Source organism: Shinella yambaruensis (genome assembly GCF_022899355.1).
GTDB classification, from domain to species: domain Bacteria; phylum Pseudomonadota; class Alphaproteobacteria; order Rhizobiales; family Rhizobiaceae; genus Shinella; species Shinella yambaruensis.
Genome location: NZ_JALJCK010000014.1, coordinates 106,137 through 120,444 on the forward strand (window position 1 = coordinate 106,137; position 14,308 = coordinate 120,444).

The window sequence follows — 14,308 nt, forward strand, 5'->3', positions numbered from 1 at the left end:
ATGCCCAAGGCGGAGCTGCACTGCCATATCGAAGGCGCGGCCCCGCCGGCCCTCGCCCTTTCCCAGGCGCAGCGCTACGGCATCGACACTTCCGCCTTCATCCGCGACGGCGAATATGCCTGGGAGGATTTCACCAGCTTCGTCGCAAGCTACGACGCAACGGCAAACCTCTTCCGCACGGAGGAGGACTATGCCCTGCTCGCCGAGACCTACCTCACCGGGATCGCCGAAGAAGGCGCCGTCTATAGCGAGCTGATCGTCTCGCCCGACCAGGGGGACGCCGTCGGCATCGGCGCCGATGCCTACATCCGCGGCCTTGCCGAGGGCGCCGAGCGGGCCCGGGCGAGAACCGGCATCGAGACGCGCCTCCTCATCGTCGGCATCCGCCATTTCGGCCCGGAACGGGTGGTGAAGGCGGCCGAATATGCCGCCCGCCGGCCGCATCCGCTGATCACCGGCTTCAACCTCGCCGGCGAGGAGCGCATGCACCGCATCGCCGATTTCGCGCGCGCCTTCGACATCGCCCGCGATGCCGGCCTCGGCATCACCATCCATGCGGGCGAGCTTTCGGGCGCCTTCAGCGTGCGCGATGCGCTCGACCATGTCCGCCCCACGCGCATCAGCCACGGCGTGCGCGCCATCGAGGACGGCGACCTTGTAAGGCGGCTGGCCGACGAGGGCGTGGTGCTGGAAGTCTGCCCAGGCTCGAATATCGCGCTGAAGGTCTTCCCGGACTTCGAGCATCACCCGTTGCGCGCCCTTCACGACGCGGGCGTGCGCGTCACGCTCAACTCCGACGACCCGCCGTTCTTCCACACCTCGCTCGCCCGGGAATACGAGATCGCCTCCTCCGTCATGGGCTTCAGCGACGAGGCGCTGCTCGGCATGACGCGGACCGCGATCGAGGCCGCCTTCGTCGACGAACCGACGCGCCAGAGGCTGCTTTCGCGGCTTTGACGGGCAAGCCGGCTGGGGATGTTGCCGGCCGGGCGCGCTCCACTCTTGCGGCCTTGCGCCGTTCCGTGGAAAAAGAGGCGTTTACTCGTTTTCGGAAGGTTGGCCATGGACGGCGTCACAGTCATCGATCACCCGCTCGTGCAGCACAAGCTGACCATCATGCGCAAGAAGGAGACCTCGACGGGGAGTTTCCGCCGGCTCCTGCGCGAGATCTCCACCCTGCTCTGCTACGAGGTCACGCGCGACCTGGAGCTGACCACGCAGCGCATCGAGACGCCACTGGAGGAGATCGACGCGCCCGTCCTCGAAGGCAAGAAGCTGGTCTTCGCCTCGATCCTGCGCGCCGGTAACGGCCTGCTCGAAGGCATGCTGGAACTGGTGCCGTCCGCCCGCGTCTCCCATATCGGCGTCTATCGCGACCACGAGACGCTGGAAGCGGTCGAATATTTCTTCAAGGCGCCCGACAGCATCGACGAGCGTCTCGTCATCGTCGTCGATCCGATGCTCGCGACGGGCAACTCCGCCATCGCCGCCATCGACACGCTGAAGAGCCGCGGGGCGACGAACATCCGCTTCCTCTGCCTGCTCGCCGCGCCGGAGGGCATCCGGAGTTTCCGCGCGCACCATCCGGACGTGCCGGTCTACACCGCGTCCATCGACCGCCAGCTCAACGAGAAGGGCTATATCGTGCCCGGCCTCGGCGATGCCGGCGACCGCATGTACGGCACGAAGTGAGCGGCTGACCGGACAGGGCCTCTGCCCTCTCCTCCGTCATGGTCGGGCTTGACCCGACCATCCACGCCACACCCGCCGCATGGATCCTCGGGTCAAGCCCGAGGATGACTTGAGGGGGGGGGGGCGAGGGTGCTCGCAAAAGCATTTAACGCGCCATTTACCAAGCCGATCGAAGATCGTGGAGAGGGGCGCCGTCGAGCGCCCCTTTTGCCGTCCGTTAGCCGGATGCGTGCTATTTCGGGACAGATCCTCCCGGAGACTGTCCCATGTTCGTTCGCAGCCTTGTCTTTCTCGTCGGTTCCGTCGTCGCGGCCGCGGCCTTCGTGCCCGGCGTTGCGACCCGCTATCTCGATGCGACCGCCGAGGCGCCCGAGGCGACGGTGGAGAAGGCGGCCGTGGAGACCGGCAGGAACGCGGCACGCTATACCGGCAACCGCAGCGCCGTCATCAGCGCCGATCCGAGCGGTCATTTCACCGGCCTCTTCGCCATCAACGGCCGCAAGGAGGAGGGCCTGGTCGATACCGGCGCCAGCATGGTCGCCATCAACATCTCGACGGCGCAGCGCCTCGGCATCGCCAGGACGGACCTCGATTTCCGCTATGCCGTCGACACGGCGAACGGCAAGGCGCGCGCCGCCTATATCCGCCTCGACCACGTCGAGATCGGTCCGGTGCGCATGGAGAATGTCGGCGCCATGGTGCTCGACGACAAGGCGCTGTCGGGCACGCTGATCGGCATGAGCTTCCTGAAGGGGCTGTCGTCCTACCGCGTGGAGGGCGGCAAGCTGCACCTCACCCGCTGATGCGCGTCAGGATGTCCGGCGAGGGCAAGGGGGCGTCCGGCGCGATCCGGTAGAACCCGGCAAGCCGCGCCGCGCCATGCGCCGCGCTCTCCGCATCCGCCGCATGCACGCGGCCGATCTCCTCGCCCTTCTCCACCGTCGTGCCGAGCGGCAGCAGCCGGTCGAAACCGACGCGATGGTCGATCCCGTCGTCCGGGCGGCTGCGCCCGCCGCCGAGTTCGATGACGGCAAGGCCGAGCCCACGCGTGTCGCAGGCGGCAAGATAGCCGGAATGCGGCGCGATGACCGGCCGGATGACAGGGGCGGGCGCAAGATAGGCCTCCGGCCGCTCCATGAGGTCGGCCGGGCCGCCGAGCGCCTGCACCATGCGCCCGAACGTCTCGGCCGCCGCGCCGCTGGCAAGGGCCGTGGCGGCCCGGCCTTCGGCGGCGGCGATATCCCGCTCCAGCCCTGAGAGCACGAGCATTTCCGCCGCGAAGGCGAGCACGATGCGCTCCAGGCGCGTCCCGGCCTTCCCGCCCTTCAGGAAGGCGATGCAGTTGGCGATCTCGACGGCGTTGCCGGCGGCATCCGCGAGCGGCTGGTTCATGTCGGTGATGAGGGCGGCGGTCGTGACCCCGGCCCCGTTCGCGACCGCGACCAGCGAGCGGGCCAGCGTCTCCGCCTCGCCCCTCTCCGCCATGAAGGCGCCGTTGCCGACCTTCACGTCGAGCACCAGCGACCGAAGGCCGGCGGCAAGCTTCTTGGAGAGGATGGAGGCGGTGATCAGCGGCACCGAATCGACCGTCGCCGTGACGTCGCGGATGGCATAGAGGCGCTTGTCGGCCGGCGCGAGATCCGCCGTCTGGCCGATGATGGCACAGCCGACCTCCCGGACCGTGCGGCGGAAGCGCTCGGCGGAGGGCATGATCGTGTAGCCGGGGATCGATTCCAGCTTGTCGAGCGTGCCGCCGGTATGGCCGAGGCCGCGGCCGGAGATCATCGGCACGGCAAGGCCGCAGGCTGCCGCGATCGGCGCCAGCATGAGGGAGACATTGTCGCCCACCCCGCCGGTCGAATGCTTGTCGGCGATCGGCCGGTCGATATCCGACCAGTCGAGCACATCGCCCGAATCGCGCATGGCGAGCGTCAGCGCGACGGTCTCCTCGCGCGCCATGCCGTTGAACCAGACCGCCATGGCGAAGGCCGCCACCTGGCCTTCCGAGACGCTGCCATCCGTGAGGCCGGCGATGAAGCGGGCGATCTCCCCGGCGGTGAGGGGCTCGCCGTTCCGCTTGCGGCGGATCGTCTCCTGCGGGAGCATGCTAGTAGCTCGCGGGCGGCGGCGGCGCGGACTGGCCGCCGAGCACGGAGAGGATGTCGCCGAGAAGGCCGGAGGCGCCGAAGCGGAAGGTTTGCGGCGTCGCCCAGCCTTCGCCGAGGATCGAGGCGGCAAGCGCGAGGTATTCGCCGGCATCGGCGACCGTGCGCACGCCGCCGGCCGGCTTGAAGCCGACCGGCTTGCCGCTGTCCCTGATCGCCGTCAGCATGATCTCGGCGGCCGGCAGGGTCGCATTGACGGACACTTTTCCGGTCGAGGTCTTGATGAAGTCGCTGCCGGCGGCAATGGCGAGGTCCGAAGCCTTGCGGATGAGCGCCGCATCCTTGATGTCGCCGGTTTCCAGGATGGTCTTGAGATGCACCGGCGGCGTGCAGGCGGCCTTGACCGCCGCCACCATCTCGCTCACCGCCGCCGCGTTGCCGGCGAGGAAGGCGCGATAGGGGATGACGAGGTCGATCTCGTCAGCGCCGTCGGCGATCGCCTGCCGCGTCTCCGCCAGCACGTCCTCGACCGCAAGGTCGCCGGAGGGGAAGTTGACGACGGTCGCGATCTTCACCGCGTGGCCCGCGCCGAGGATGCTCCGCGCCTGCGCCACGAAGCGCGGCCAGATGCAGATGGCGGCCGTGTTTCCGAAACGCGTCTGCGCCTGGGCGCAGAGCGTGTCGATGGCGGCGGCATCGCAGGTGTCGGTGAGGTCCGTCAGGTCGAGCAGCGAGAGCGCCTTCTGCGCGGTGGCCTTGATGCTGTCCTCATGCATGGTCTTCGTCTCCGCCCGCAATCATTTCGGCAAGGATCGCGGCAAGCCGCTTCCCGCCGATCGGGGCCATGTCCTTGGTTTCGTGATGGCTGAGTTCGCCGCCCGTCATGCCGGCACCGAAATTGGTGATGACCGAGGCGGCGGCGACCTTCAGGCCGAGATGGCGGGCGATCAGCACTTCCGGCACGGTCGACATGCCGACGGCATCGGCGCCGAGGACGCGCGCCATGCGAATCTCCGCCGGCGTTTCGAAGTTCGGTCCCGAGAACCACATATAGACGCCGGAGGACAGCGGGATGGCCAGTTTTGCGGCTGCCCTGTGCATGCGGGCGGCAAGGTCCGCGTCATAGGCATTGGTCATGCCGACGAAGCGGTCGTCGCTGTCGATGCCGATCAGCGGATTGGCGCCGGAAAAATTGATGTGGTCGGAAATGCGCATGACCGAGCCGGGCGGCATGTCCTCGCGCAGCGAGCCTGCCGAATTGGTGAGGATGAGCGACGTGACGCCGAGCCCCTTCAGCACCTCGATGGGCGGACGCATGGCATTGGCGTCGCCGCGTTCGTAATAGTGCACGCGGCCGGACAGCACGATGACCGGCACCGCGCCGAGCGTGCCGATGACCATTTCGCCGGCGTGTCCCGAGACGGAACCGACGGGAAAACTCGGCAGGTCCGAATAGGGTATGCACAGCGGGTTCTCGACGGCCTCGACAAGCGAACCGAGGCCGGAGCCGAGCACGATGCCGTAGCGCGGCAGCACGCCGCCGAGGCGGGCGCGAAGGAGTTCTGTCGTTTCCGCGCTCATCCGATCACATCCGTCGCAAAGCCGTGCGGCAGCAATTCTTCCATGGTCATGGTCTTCTTCACCCCGGCCTCGTCGCACAGGTAGATCGGCGTCCTGGCGGTGGCGAATTCCGCGATCTTCTGCCGGCAGCCGCCGCAGGGCGGGCAGAGCGGCAGCTTCTCGGCGACGACGGCCATTTCGACGATTTTTTTGTTGCCGGCCATGATCATGTGGCTGATGGCGGTCGGCTCGGCGCACCAGCCCTGCGGGAAGGACAGGTTCTCGATATTGGCGCCGGCATAGATCCGGCCGTCCTCGGCGCGGATCGCCGCGCCGACGGGGAATTTCGAATAGGGCGCGTGCGCGAAGGCCATCGCGGCGCGCGCCGCCTCGAAGAGGTCGTGGGACATTTTCAGCGCTCCTTGACGTAGGGCACGCCGCCGGCCTTCGGCGGAATGGCCTTGCCGATGAAGCCTGCAAGCAGGATCACCGTCAGGATATAGGGCAGCGCCTGCATGAACTGTACCGGCACCCTGCCGATCAGCGGGAAGGCGTAGCCCTGGTAGCGGATGGCGAAGGCATCGAGGAAGCCGAAGAGCAGGCAGGCGAAGAGGATGTTCTTCGGCCGCCACTTGGCGAAGATGAGGGCCGCGAGCGCGATATAGCCCTTGCCCGCCGTCATGCCCTTGGTGAAGCCGGCATTGGCGGCAAGCGAAAGGTAGGCGCCGGCAATGCCGCACAGGATGCCGCAGCAGATGACGGCGCGGTAGCGCAGCCAGATCACCGAGATGCCGGCCGTATCGACCGCGCCCGGATTCTCGCCGACGGCGCGAAGGCGAAGGCCGAAGCGCGTGCGGTAGAGGATCCACCAGCTCGCCGGCACCATCAGGAAGGCGAGATAGGTCAGCGGCGAATGGCCGGACAGCAGGCCCGAATAGAGCGGGCCGAGGATCGGCACCTCGCGCACCGCATCGGCAAACGGCAGCGTGATCCGCCCGAAGCGGCCGTCCTCCGTCAGCGCCGGCGTGCGCCCGCCCTGGCGGAACCAGGCCTCGCCGAGGATGACCGTGGAGCCGGCGACGACGAAGTTGATGGCGACGCCCGAGACGATCTGGCTGCCGCGCTGGGTGATCGAGGCATAGCCGTGCACCAGCGAGAGCAGCACCGAGACGAGCACGGCGGCGAAAAGCCCCATCATCACGGATTGGCTGATATAGGCGACGCAGCCGGCGGCGAAGGCCGCGCCCAGCATCTTGCCTTCGAGCCCGATGTCGAAGACGCCGGCTCGTTCGGTGAAGAGGCCGGCAAGCGCGGCAAGGATCAGCGGCGTCGAGAGGCGGACGGTCGACTGGGCCAGCTCGATGAAGACCTGAAAGAAATCCATTGATATCAGGCTCCCTTGGTGGCGGCGACGTTGCGCGTCTTCGGCGACAGCCCGAGGACGAGGCGCGTGATGGCCGGGCGGAACATGTGCTCGAGCGCGCCGGCAAACAGGATGACGAGGCCCTGGATGATGACGATCATGTCACGCGAGATCGAGGGCATCTCGAAGGAGATTTCCGCCCCGCCCTGGTAGAGCATGCCGAAGAGCAGCGCGGCGGGAATGATGCCCGCCGGATGCGAGCGGCCCATCAGCGCCACGGCGATGCCGACGAAGCCCGCGCCCTGCACGAAGTCGAGCTGCATGCGGAACTGCTCGCCCATGATCGGGTTCAGCGCCATCATGCCGGCCAGCCCGCCCGAGATCATCATCGTGATGACGATGATCTTCGCCTCCTTGATGCCGGCATAGCGCGCGGCGGCGGGGCTGTGGCCCATGGTGCGCATCTCGTAGCCGAGCCGCGTGCGCCAGATCAGCACCCAGACGCCGAAGGCGGCAAGAAGCGCCAGCAGGAAGGAAATGTTGAACGGCGCCGTGCCGACGGAAAGGCCGAAGATCGACATCAGCCAGTCGAGCTTGGGCAGCTGGCCGCCGGCATCGAAGGTGCGGGTTTCCAGCGACATGGAGCCGAGCGGCTTGAACACCTTGTTGAGCAGGTAGTTCATCAGGCTGGCGGCGATGAAGTTGAACATGATCGTCGTGATGACGATATGGCTGCCGCGCCTGGCCAGCAGCCAGCCGGGGATCAGCGCCCAGAGCGCGCCGAAGAAGGCGGCGCCGAGGATCGCGATCGGGAAGACGAGATACCAGGGCAGCGTGTGGTCGAAGGACAGGCAGGCGAGCGCCACGCCGATGCCGCCTATATAGGCCTGCCCCTCGCCGCCGATGTTGAACAGGCCGCAATGGAAGGCGACGGCCACGGCAAGGCCGGTGAAGATGAAGGTGGTCGTATAGTAGAGCGTGAAGCCGATATATTCGCCGCGGCCGAAGGCCCCGTTGATCATGTGGTAGGCGGCTTCCAGCGGGCTTTCGCCGACGATGAGCACGACGAGGCCGGAAATCAGGAAGGCGACGGCGAGATTGACGAGCGGGATCAGGCCGTATTCGGCCCAGCCGGGCAGTTTCGCGTGCGGGACACTCATTCCGCGGCCTCCTTCCGGCCTTCCACCCCGGCCATCAGGAGGCCGAGTTCTCCTTCGCTGGCGTCGGGCGTGCGCTCGCCGACGACGCGGCCGGCGAACATGACCAGGATGCGGTCGGACAGCGCGCGGATCTCGTCGAGCTCGACCGAGACGAGCAGCACCGCCTTGCCCTGGTCGCGCATCTCGATGATGCGCCTGTGGATGAACTCGATGGCGCCGACATCGACGCCGCGCGTCGGCTGGCCGATGACCAGCACGTCCGGATCGCGCTCCATCTCGCGCGCCAGCACGATCTTCTGCTGGTTGCCGCCGGAGAAATTGGCGGTCTTCAGCCGCGGGTTCGGCGGGCGGATGTCATAGGCGGCGATCTTCTCCTCCGCATCGGCGCGGATGGCGTCGATGTCGAGCAGCATGCCCTTGCGGTACTTCGGATCGTCGTGGTAGCCGAGGATGGCGTTCTCGCTCTCCTCGAATTTCAGCACGAGGCCGACATGGTGCCGGTCCTCCGGCACATGGGCGAGGCCGCGCTTGCGCAGCTCGGCCGGGTCGGCATGGCCTGTGACGTCGATGGGCTTGCCGTTCAGCAGCACGGTGCCGGATTTCGCGCGGCGGATGCCGGAGATCGCCTCCAGCAGCTCCGACTGGCCGTTGCCGGCAACGCCGGCAATGCCGACGATCTCGCCGGCGCGGATGTCGAAGGAGACGTCGTCGACCATGGTCACGCCGCGGCTGTCGCGCACGGTGAGGTTCTTCACCGAGAGCTTGACGTCGGCCGGCTTCGCCTCGCCCTTTTCGACGCGCAGCAGAACGCGGCGGCCGACCATCAGCTCGGCCAGCTCCTCCACCGAGGTTTCCTTCGTCGTGCGCGTCGCCACCATCTCGCCGCGGCGCATGACGGAGACCTCGTCGGTGATCGCCATGATCTCACGCAGCTTGTGGGTTATGAGGAGGACGGTTTTGCCCTCGGCCTTCAGCTGTTCGAGGATGCGGAAGAGGTGGTCGGCCTCGGCCGGCGTCAGGACGCCCGTCGGCTCGTCGAGGATGAGGATATCGGCCCTGCGGTAGAGCGCCTTCAGGATCTCCACGCGCTGCTGGATGCCGACCGGCAGTTCCTCGATGACGGCGTCCGGATCGACCTCCAGCGCATATTCCTTCTCCAGCCGCTTCAGCTCGGCGCGCGCCTTGGTGATGCCGGCATTGAGGATCTGGCTCTCTTCCGCGCCGAGCATGATGTTCTCCAGCACGGTGAAATTCTCCACCAGCATGAAATGCTGGTGCACCATGCCGATGCCGGCGGCGATCGCCGCGTTCGGATCGCGGATATCGGCCTTCCGGCCGTCGACGAGGATGTCGCCATGGTCGGCCTGGTAGAAGCCGTAGAGGATCGACATGAGGGTGGATTTGCCGGCGCCGTTTTCGCCGATGATGCCGTGAATGGTACCCTTGCGGACCTTCAGGTTGATGTTCCGGTTGGCGTGGACGAGGCCGAAGCTCTTGTCGATGCCCTGCAGTTCGATTGCCAATTCGCTCATGACGATCCACTCTTACGGGGATTTGAGGCCGACGGGCCTTTCGGCCGACCGGTCTTAGTCTTGTTGCTTCCGCCGCCCTTGTCCAGTCCGATTGCGGGCCCGGGCCTCTGCCGCTATAGCTCCTGCCGCCCGGCATTCGGCCGAGGAGGAAAGCCATGACCATGCCCGACCGCCCCGACGAGACCGGGGCCGACCGCCTCGCCCGCCTGGAGGAACACGTCGCCCATCAGGCCAACACGATCGAGGAACTCTCCGACCAGCTCGCCGAGCAATGGCGCGTGGTCGAGCAACTGCGGTCGAAGCTCGACCGGCTGACGGAACGTTTCCTCGCGCTGGAAGAGGGCTCTCTCGACGCCCCGGCCATCACCCGCCCGCCGCATTACTGAAGCACGTCCAGCAGGCGCGCACCGGTTTGCCTGCGCAAGGCAAGCCCGGGATCCGGGAAGACGGAATCGGCCCGTCTGCGCGATGCAAACGGGCCGTCGCTGCCGCTTAGTAGGGGCAGGTCTCGTCCGACATGTAGTCGTGCACCTTCACCGTGCCGGCGATGATGTCGGCGCGGGCCTTGTCGACCGCGGCCTTCATTTCCGGGGTGATGAGCGGCGCGTTGTTCTCGTCCATGGCGACGTCGACGCCGTTCTCCTTGAGGCCCAGCACGTTGACGCCGGGCTGGAACGTGTCGTTCTTGGCGGTGATGAACGCGTCGTAGACGGCGACGTCGACGCGCTTGACCATGGAGGTCAGCACCTTGCCCGGATGCAGGCCGTTCTGGTTGGAATCGACGCCGATGCCGAGCTTGCCCGCATCGACGGCCGCCTGGAGGACGCCCACGCCCGTGCCGCCGGCCGCGTGGTAGACCACGTCGGAGCCCTGGTCGAACTGCGACTTGGCGATCTCCCCGCCCTTGACCGGGTCGTTCCAGGCATCCGGCGTCGTGCCCGTATAGGCTTCGAGCACGTTCATGTCGGAGCCGAGCGACTTGACGCCGCCGATATAGCCGCAGGCGAACTTGTGGATCAGCGGGATATCCATGCCGCCGACGAACGAGACGGTCTTCGTCTTGGACGCCATGCCGGCGAGGATGCCGGCGAGCCAGCCGCCTTCCTCTTCCTTGAAGACGACCGAACGGACGTTCGGCTTGTCGACGACCATGTCGATGATGGCGAATTTGGTGTCCGGATATTCGGCCGCGACCTTCTCGAGCTGGGCCGCCCAGGAGAAGCCGGCCATCACGATCGGGTTGTTGCCGTCGCTGGCGAAGCGCCGGAGCGCCTGCTCGCGCTGGGCGTCATTGGCGATTTCGAAGTCGCGATATTCGATACCGGTCTCGGCCTTGAACTTCTCCGCGCCGTTATAGGCTGCCTCGTTGAACGACTTGTCGAACTTGCCGCCGAGGTCATAGATGATCGCCGGCTTGATGTCCGCGGCAAACGCGCTTGCCGACATGGCGGCCGTGGCAAGAAGGGTGAGAAGGGTTTTTTTCATTGTGCAGCCCTGTTCGCTATTGGTTTTATAGGGACCTTCCGCGTGGGCGCCCGAAAGGCGCGCAACGGAGCCACCGACCCGTTCCCTTGGGTCAGGCTGGCGGCATCCTTGCACGGCTCCGGGAAAAATTCACCAGAAATTTTTCAACTGGTAAAAAATAGAAGCCGCCGCGAAAGCCCTTCGCGGCGGCGCGCATCCTTTTGAAAATTCTGCGAAATCAGCCGATGGCGCAGGAAACGCCCGTGCCCCGCAGGCCGCAATAGCCGCCCGGGTTCTTGGCAAGATATTGCTGGTGCACATCCTCGGCGAAGTAGAACGGCCCGGCCTCGGCGATCTCGGTGGTGATCCTGTCGGTGCGTCCCGCCGCCGTCAGCGCGGCCTGGTAGGCGTCGCGCACGCGGCGCGCGGTCGCAAGGTCCGCCGCGTCGTCGAGATAGATCGCCGAGCGGTAGGTGGTGCCGATATCGTTGCCCTGGCGCATGCCCTGGGTCGGGTCATGCGCCTCGAAAAACGCCTTCAGCAGCGTCTCCAGGCTCACCTCGGCGGGATCGTAGACGACGCGCACGACCTCGGCATGGCCGGTCAGGCCCGTCGTCGTCTCGTGATAGGTCGGGTTGGGCGTGAAGCCGCCGGAATAGCCGGCCGCCGTCACATGGACGCCCGGGATCTTCCAGAGCAGCCGCTCGGCGCCCCAGAAGCAGCCCATGCCGAGCAGCACGGTCTTGAAACCGTCCGGATAGGGACCTTCCAGCGGCCGGCCGTTGACGAAGTGGGTCTTGGACGTCGGGATGGGTTCGGCGCGGCCTGGCAGGGCTGCGCCGGGCGCGGGCATGACGGTCTTCTTGTTGAACATGTCGATCAGGAACATTTCTGGCCTCCTGGCCGGTTGGGCAATTCCAGCGAAGGTGCAAAGCGTCTGGCTTGGCGGCACCTGCGCGAAAAGGCGTGTTTCAGGCGGTGAAGCGGCCCGCGACGGGCGGGCGCCGGTAGGCGATCACCCAGAAGAACAGAGAGACGGCGAGCAGGACGACAAAGGCCGGCTGCGAGAGCACCCACATGGCCGCCGGATCCCAGGCATAGGGATGGAGGTTGCGCATGATGCCGTCGGCGACGAGCGCGATCGTGTCCGGGCTGGCCGTGCTCCAGGCGACGGCCAGCGGCGTCAGCACCGGCTCGGAGGCCGAAACCGACTGGATCGCATCGATCGTGCCCGCCATGACGGCGACGACCAGCGCAACGAGGCTGATGGCCTTCAGGATGAACCGTATCATCGCGCACTCTCCAGATATCGCCCGCGCAAGCCCAAATCCGCTCCGCTTCATTCCTGCCTATAGATAGGAAGACGTCCAGCCCTGCGCAATCCTTCGCCCGAACCCGAACATCCTTCAAAAATCTGTCAGAAAGCGGTTGATCCCGCCGCAAACCTCGGTATATATCGCGCCGTCCCGCCGGAATGGAAACAGGAAAGCGGTCCGCGCCGGATTGACCGTCGGCTGCGAGCGGACGGACAGGTGGCCGAGTGGTTGAAGGCGCACGCCTGGAACGCGTGTATAGGGGAAACTCTATCGAGGGTTCGAATCCCTCTCTGTCCGCCATATTCCCTTCAAGGTTCTCCCCTGATTTTCCGCAGGAAATCCACGCCAAGGCATATGCCTTGGCGTTCCCTGAACGCCCGCCCGGCAAACTCCGGCGGGCATTGTCGTCCTGCGGTCAGGAAAGCCAGGCGGGCAGGCGTGGGGGGACGCGGCCGGTCAGGGCGGCTTCGATACAGTCGGAGAGGTTGCCGAAGCGGACGGTGCGGCCGGAAAGGCCCGGGCCGTAATGGGCGTATTTGCCGGAATTGGTGAGGAGCGTGCGGGTCTTGGGCGGGAAGACCGGTTCGGAGATCGAGCACCAGCAGAGGTCGGGCAGGACCTGGACGCCGCCTGCCCTCAGCCGGGCAACGGTATCCCCGGCTTCCGCCATCACGTCGAGGCCGGCGGTGACGATCACGGCGACGTCCGCGTGGCACCTGCGGCCGGCGAGGGCATCGGCGAGGGCCGCGCATTCCGAGAGCGAGGCATGCGGGCTGCCGATGGCGACGAGCTCGACCTCGGCCGGGCCTTCGTTGAACATCGTCCAGACCTCGACCATGTCGGCGCGGGTGATCGTCACCCGGTCGGCCGCGGGCAAGGCCGCGCCGTCCGCCTCGGGCGTCACGCCCTCGATGTGCAGCATGGGCGCGGCGGAGGTGGTGCCGAAGGCGGCGCAGAGGGCCTTGAGGTCGTCCCGCGTCGGCCTTGCCGCGGCAAGGCCGCGCAGCAGCGGGATGCGGTCGGGCGCGGCACGGCCGGCAAGGTAGCCGATGAGCGGCCAGAAGGCATCGTCGATCCCCTCAGGCAGATCGACGTCGATGACGCGGCGCGCCTTGCGGTGCTCGTCGAGATAGACGCCGGACAGCGGCGCGCGGCCGGTGAGCGCGATGCACAGGTCGAGGAAATCGGGGTGCTTCGCCGTGCGGGCGCCGAGTACGGTGTTGGCGAAGATCACGGCATTGGATTCGGCCCAGGCGATGGCCTCGCCGGTCTTCGGCGCGCTGTCCAGCAGATAGGGCGAACAGGTGAAGGTCGGGCGGCAGCCCATGCGGACATAGGCATCGGCGAGGCGGGCGGCGGGATCGCCGAAGGACGGCGGCACGCCCTGCGCCTGCCAGTTGGCACGGTCGACGGAGATGGCGTTCATCGTGGTCGGCACGCGGACCTTCGCGCCCATCTCCGCCATCGTTTCCGCGAAGGTGAGGTTGGCGGGGCTGGCATAGATGCAGCCGTCGATATGGCCCTGCACGACGTCGACGAGTTCGCGCGCGCCCTGCTGGGCCGCCATGGCCGTGGTGATGCGCATGGCGAGCGCAACGGCGATGCCGTCGCGGCCGTCCAGCATGGCGCGGTCGTCTTCCGTCAGATCGAGCGCGGCGGTGGCGGGCGGGGCGACGGGGATCGTGAGGCCGTCAGCCTCGATGGCGGTTTCGCCGATCCGTGCGGTCCCGGCGCGACAGAGGGCATCGAAGGCCGCCTGCGAGAGGCGCAGGACCGGCAGGGATTTTCCGAACATCTCGGCGGCGATCAGGGCGCCGAGGGTCAGGACGTCCTCCGCCTCGCTGAAGACGAGGGCGGCGGGGGCGCGGCCGGTGAGGGCAAGGTCGAGCAGGACGCCGGAGCCGGTGCACGAGCCGCGGCTCGACGGCATCATCAGGATGCCGCCGGTGATCGTGACGCCATGCAGCGGGTGGTGCACGTCGATGACCCGGCCGGTGGCGGGATCGACGCCGCCCCAGAAGCTCAGCGCCTCGCCCGTCGCGATGACCGGGCCGGCGGCGGCGCCGGAAAGGAGGCTGCGGGCGGAGAGGTCGGCCATGGGACGGGTCCTGTGCTG

The 14,308-nt window shown here is 67.2% G+C and carries 15 protein-coding genes and 1 tRNA gene; 5 read left to right on the forward strand and 11 right to left on the reverse strand.

From position 1 onward, the window contains the following. The 3 genes from MUU56_RS27090 (at position 1) to MUU56_RS27100 (ending at position 2,495) form a co-directional block, all read left to right on the forward strand. The gene (locus tag MUU56_RS27090) at positions 1 to 957 is read left to right on the forward strand and encodes an adenosine deaminase (RefSeq protein WP_280531198.1); all 957 of its coding nucleotides are present in this window, start codon (positions 1 to 3) and stop codon (positions 955 to 957) included. Between the two features lie 105 nt (positions 958 to 1,062). After that, entirely contained in the window at positions 1,063 to 1,692 is a 630-nt protein-coding gene (gene upp, locus MUU56_RS27095) for a uracil phosphoribosyltransferase (RefSeq protein WP_244770384.1), read from the forward strand. A 266-nt stretch (positions 1,693 to 1,958) separates the two neighbouring features. After that, complete coding sequence (locus tag MUU56_RS27100; protein ID WP_244770385.1) at positions 1,959 to 2,495, forward strand: TIGR02281 family clan AA aspartic protease; 537 nt, start codon at positions 1,959 to 1,961, stop codon at positions 2,493 to 2,495. Here MUU56_RS27100 and deoA read toward each other — a convergent pair. The 7 genes from deoA to MUU56_RS27135 are packed head-to-tail and all read right to left on the reverse strand — an operon-like array spanning position 2,485 to position 9,412. Continuing rightward, on the reverse strand, positions 2,485 to 3,798 hold the full coding sequence (deoA, locus tag MUU56_RS27105; protein WP_244770386.1) for a thymidine phosphorylase: 1,314 nt from the start codon (positions 3,796 to 3,798) through the stop codon (positions 2,485 to 2,487). The genes MUU56_RS27100 and deoA overlap by 11 nt on opposite strands. Before the next feature lies 1 nt (position 3,799). Beyond that, positions 3,800 to 4,573, reverse strand: a complete 774-nt coding sequence (gene deoC / locus MUU56_RS27110) for a deoxyribose-phosphate aldolase (RefSeq protein WP_244770387.1) — start codon at positions 4,571 to 4,573, stop codon at positions 3,800 to 3,802. Beyond that, entirely contained in the window at positions 4,566 to 5,378 is an 813-nt protein-coding gene (locus MUU56_RS27115) for a purine-nucleoside phosphorylase (RefSeq protein WP_244770388.1), read from the reverse strand. The genes deoC and MUU56_RS27115 overlap by 8 nt, the downstream gene beginning before the upstream one ends. After that, the gene (locus MUU56_RS27120; protein ID WP_244770389.1) at positions 5,375 to 5,767 is read right to left on the reverse strand and encodes a cytidine deaminase; all 393 of its coding nucleotides are present in this window, start codon (positions 5,765 to 5,767) and stop codon (positions 5,375 to 5,377) included. Before MUU56_RS27120 ends, MUU56_RS27115 begins: the two co-directional genes overlap by 4 nt. A gap of 2 nt (positions 5,768 to 5,769) precedes the next feature. Then, a complete protein-coding gene (locus tag MUU56_RS27125) occupies positions 5,770 to 6,741 on the reverse strand; it encodes an ABC transporter permease (RefSeq protein WP_244770390.1) in 972 nt (323 codons plus the stop codon). Positions 6,742 to 6,746: 5 nt separating this feature from the next. Then, positions 6,747 to 7,880 carry an ABC transporter permease gene (locus MUU56_RS27130; RefSeq protein ID WP_244770391.1) on the reverse strand — a complete coding sequence of 378 codons (1,134 nt, stop codon included), beginning with the start codon at positions 7,878 to 7,880 and terminating at the stop codon, positions 6,747 to 6,749. Next, positions 7,877 to 9,412 (reverse strand): ABC transporter ATP-binding protein, encoded by a 1,536-nt coding sequence (locus MUU56_RS27135; RefSeq protein ID WP_244770392.1) that lies wholly within the window; start codon positions 9,410 to 9,412, stop codon positions 7,877 to 7,879. The genes MUU56_RS27130 and MUU56_RS27135 overlap by 4 nt, the downstream gene beginning before the upstream one ends. Positions 9,413 to 9,573: 161 nt before the next feature. Here MUU56_RS27135 and MUU56_RS27140 point away from each other — a divergent pair, with 161 nt between their 5' ends. Continuing rightward, the gene (locus MUU56_RS27140) at positions 9,574 to 9,798 is read left to right on the forward strand and encodes a SlyX family protein (RefSeq protein ID WP_244770457.1); all 225 of its coding nucleotides are present in this window, start codon (positions 9,574 to 9,576) and stop codon (positions 9,796 to 9,798) included. 106 nt (positions 9,799 to 9,904) lie between these two features. Here the strand turns inward: MUU56_RS27140 and MUU56_RS27145 are convergent, their stop codons facing one another. From MUU56_RS27145 to MUU56_RS27155, 3 genes are all read right to left on the reverse strand, one after another. Continuing rightward, the gene (locus MUU56_RS27145) at positions 9,905 to 10,897 is read right to left on the reverse strand and encodes a BMP family lipoprotein (protein WP_244770393.1); all 993 of its coding nucleotides are present in this window, start codon (positions 10,895 to 10,897) and stop codon (positions 9,905 to 9,907) included. Positions 10,898 to 11,114: 217 nt separating this feature from the next. Next, positions 11,115 to 11,765, reverse strand: coding sequence for a peptide-methionine (S)-S-oxide reductase MsrA (msrA, locus tag MUU56_RS27150; RefSeq protein ID WP_244770394.1), 651 nt, complete (start codon positions 11,763 to 11,765; stop codon positions 11,115 to 11,117). 82 nt (positions 11,766 to 11,847) lie between these two features. Beyond that, positions 11,848 to 12,168 carry a hypothetical protein gene (locus tag MUU56_RS27155; RefSeq protein WP_244770395.1) on the reverse strand — a complete coding sequence of 107 codons (321 nt, stop codon included), beginning with the start codon at positions 12,166 to 12,168 and terminating at the stop codon, positions 11,848 to 11,850. 234 nt (positions 12,169 to 12,402) lie between these two features. On the opposite strand from MUU56_RS27155, the gene MUU56_RS27160 reads away from it, so the two are divergent. After that, positions 12,403 to 12,492 (forward strand) — tRNA-Ser (locus MUU56_RS27160). Positions 12,493 to 12,607: 115 nt separating this feature from the next. Here MUU56_RS27160 and lhpI read toward each other — a convergent pair. Then, on the reverse strand, positions 12,608 to 14,290 hold the full coding sequence (gene lhpI / locus MUU56_RS27165) for a cis-3-hydroxy-L-proline dehydratase (RefSeq protein ID WP_244770396.1): 1,683 nt from the start codon (positions 14,288 to 14,290) through the stop codon (positions 12,608 to 12,610). Positions 14,291 to 14,308: the final 18 nt, after the last annotated feature.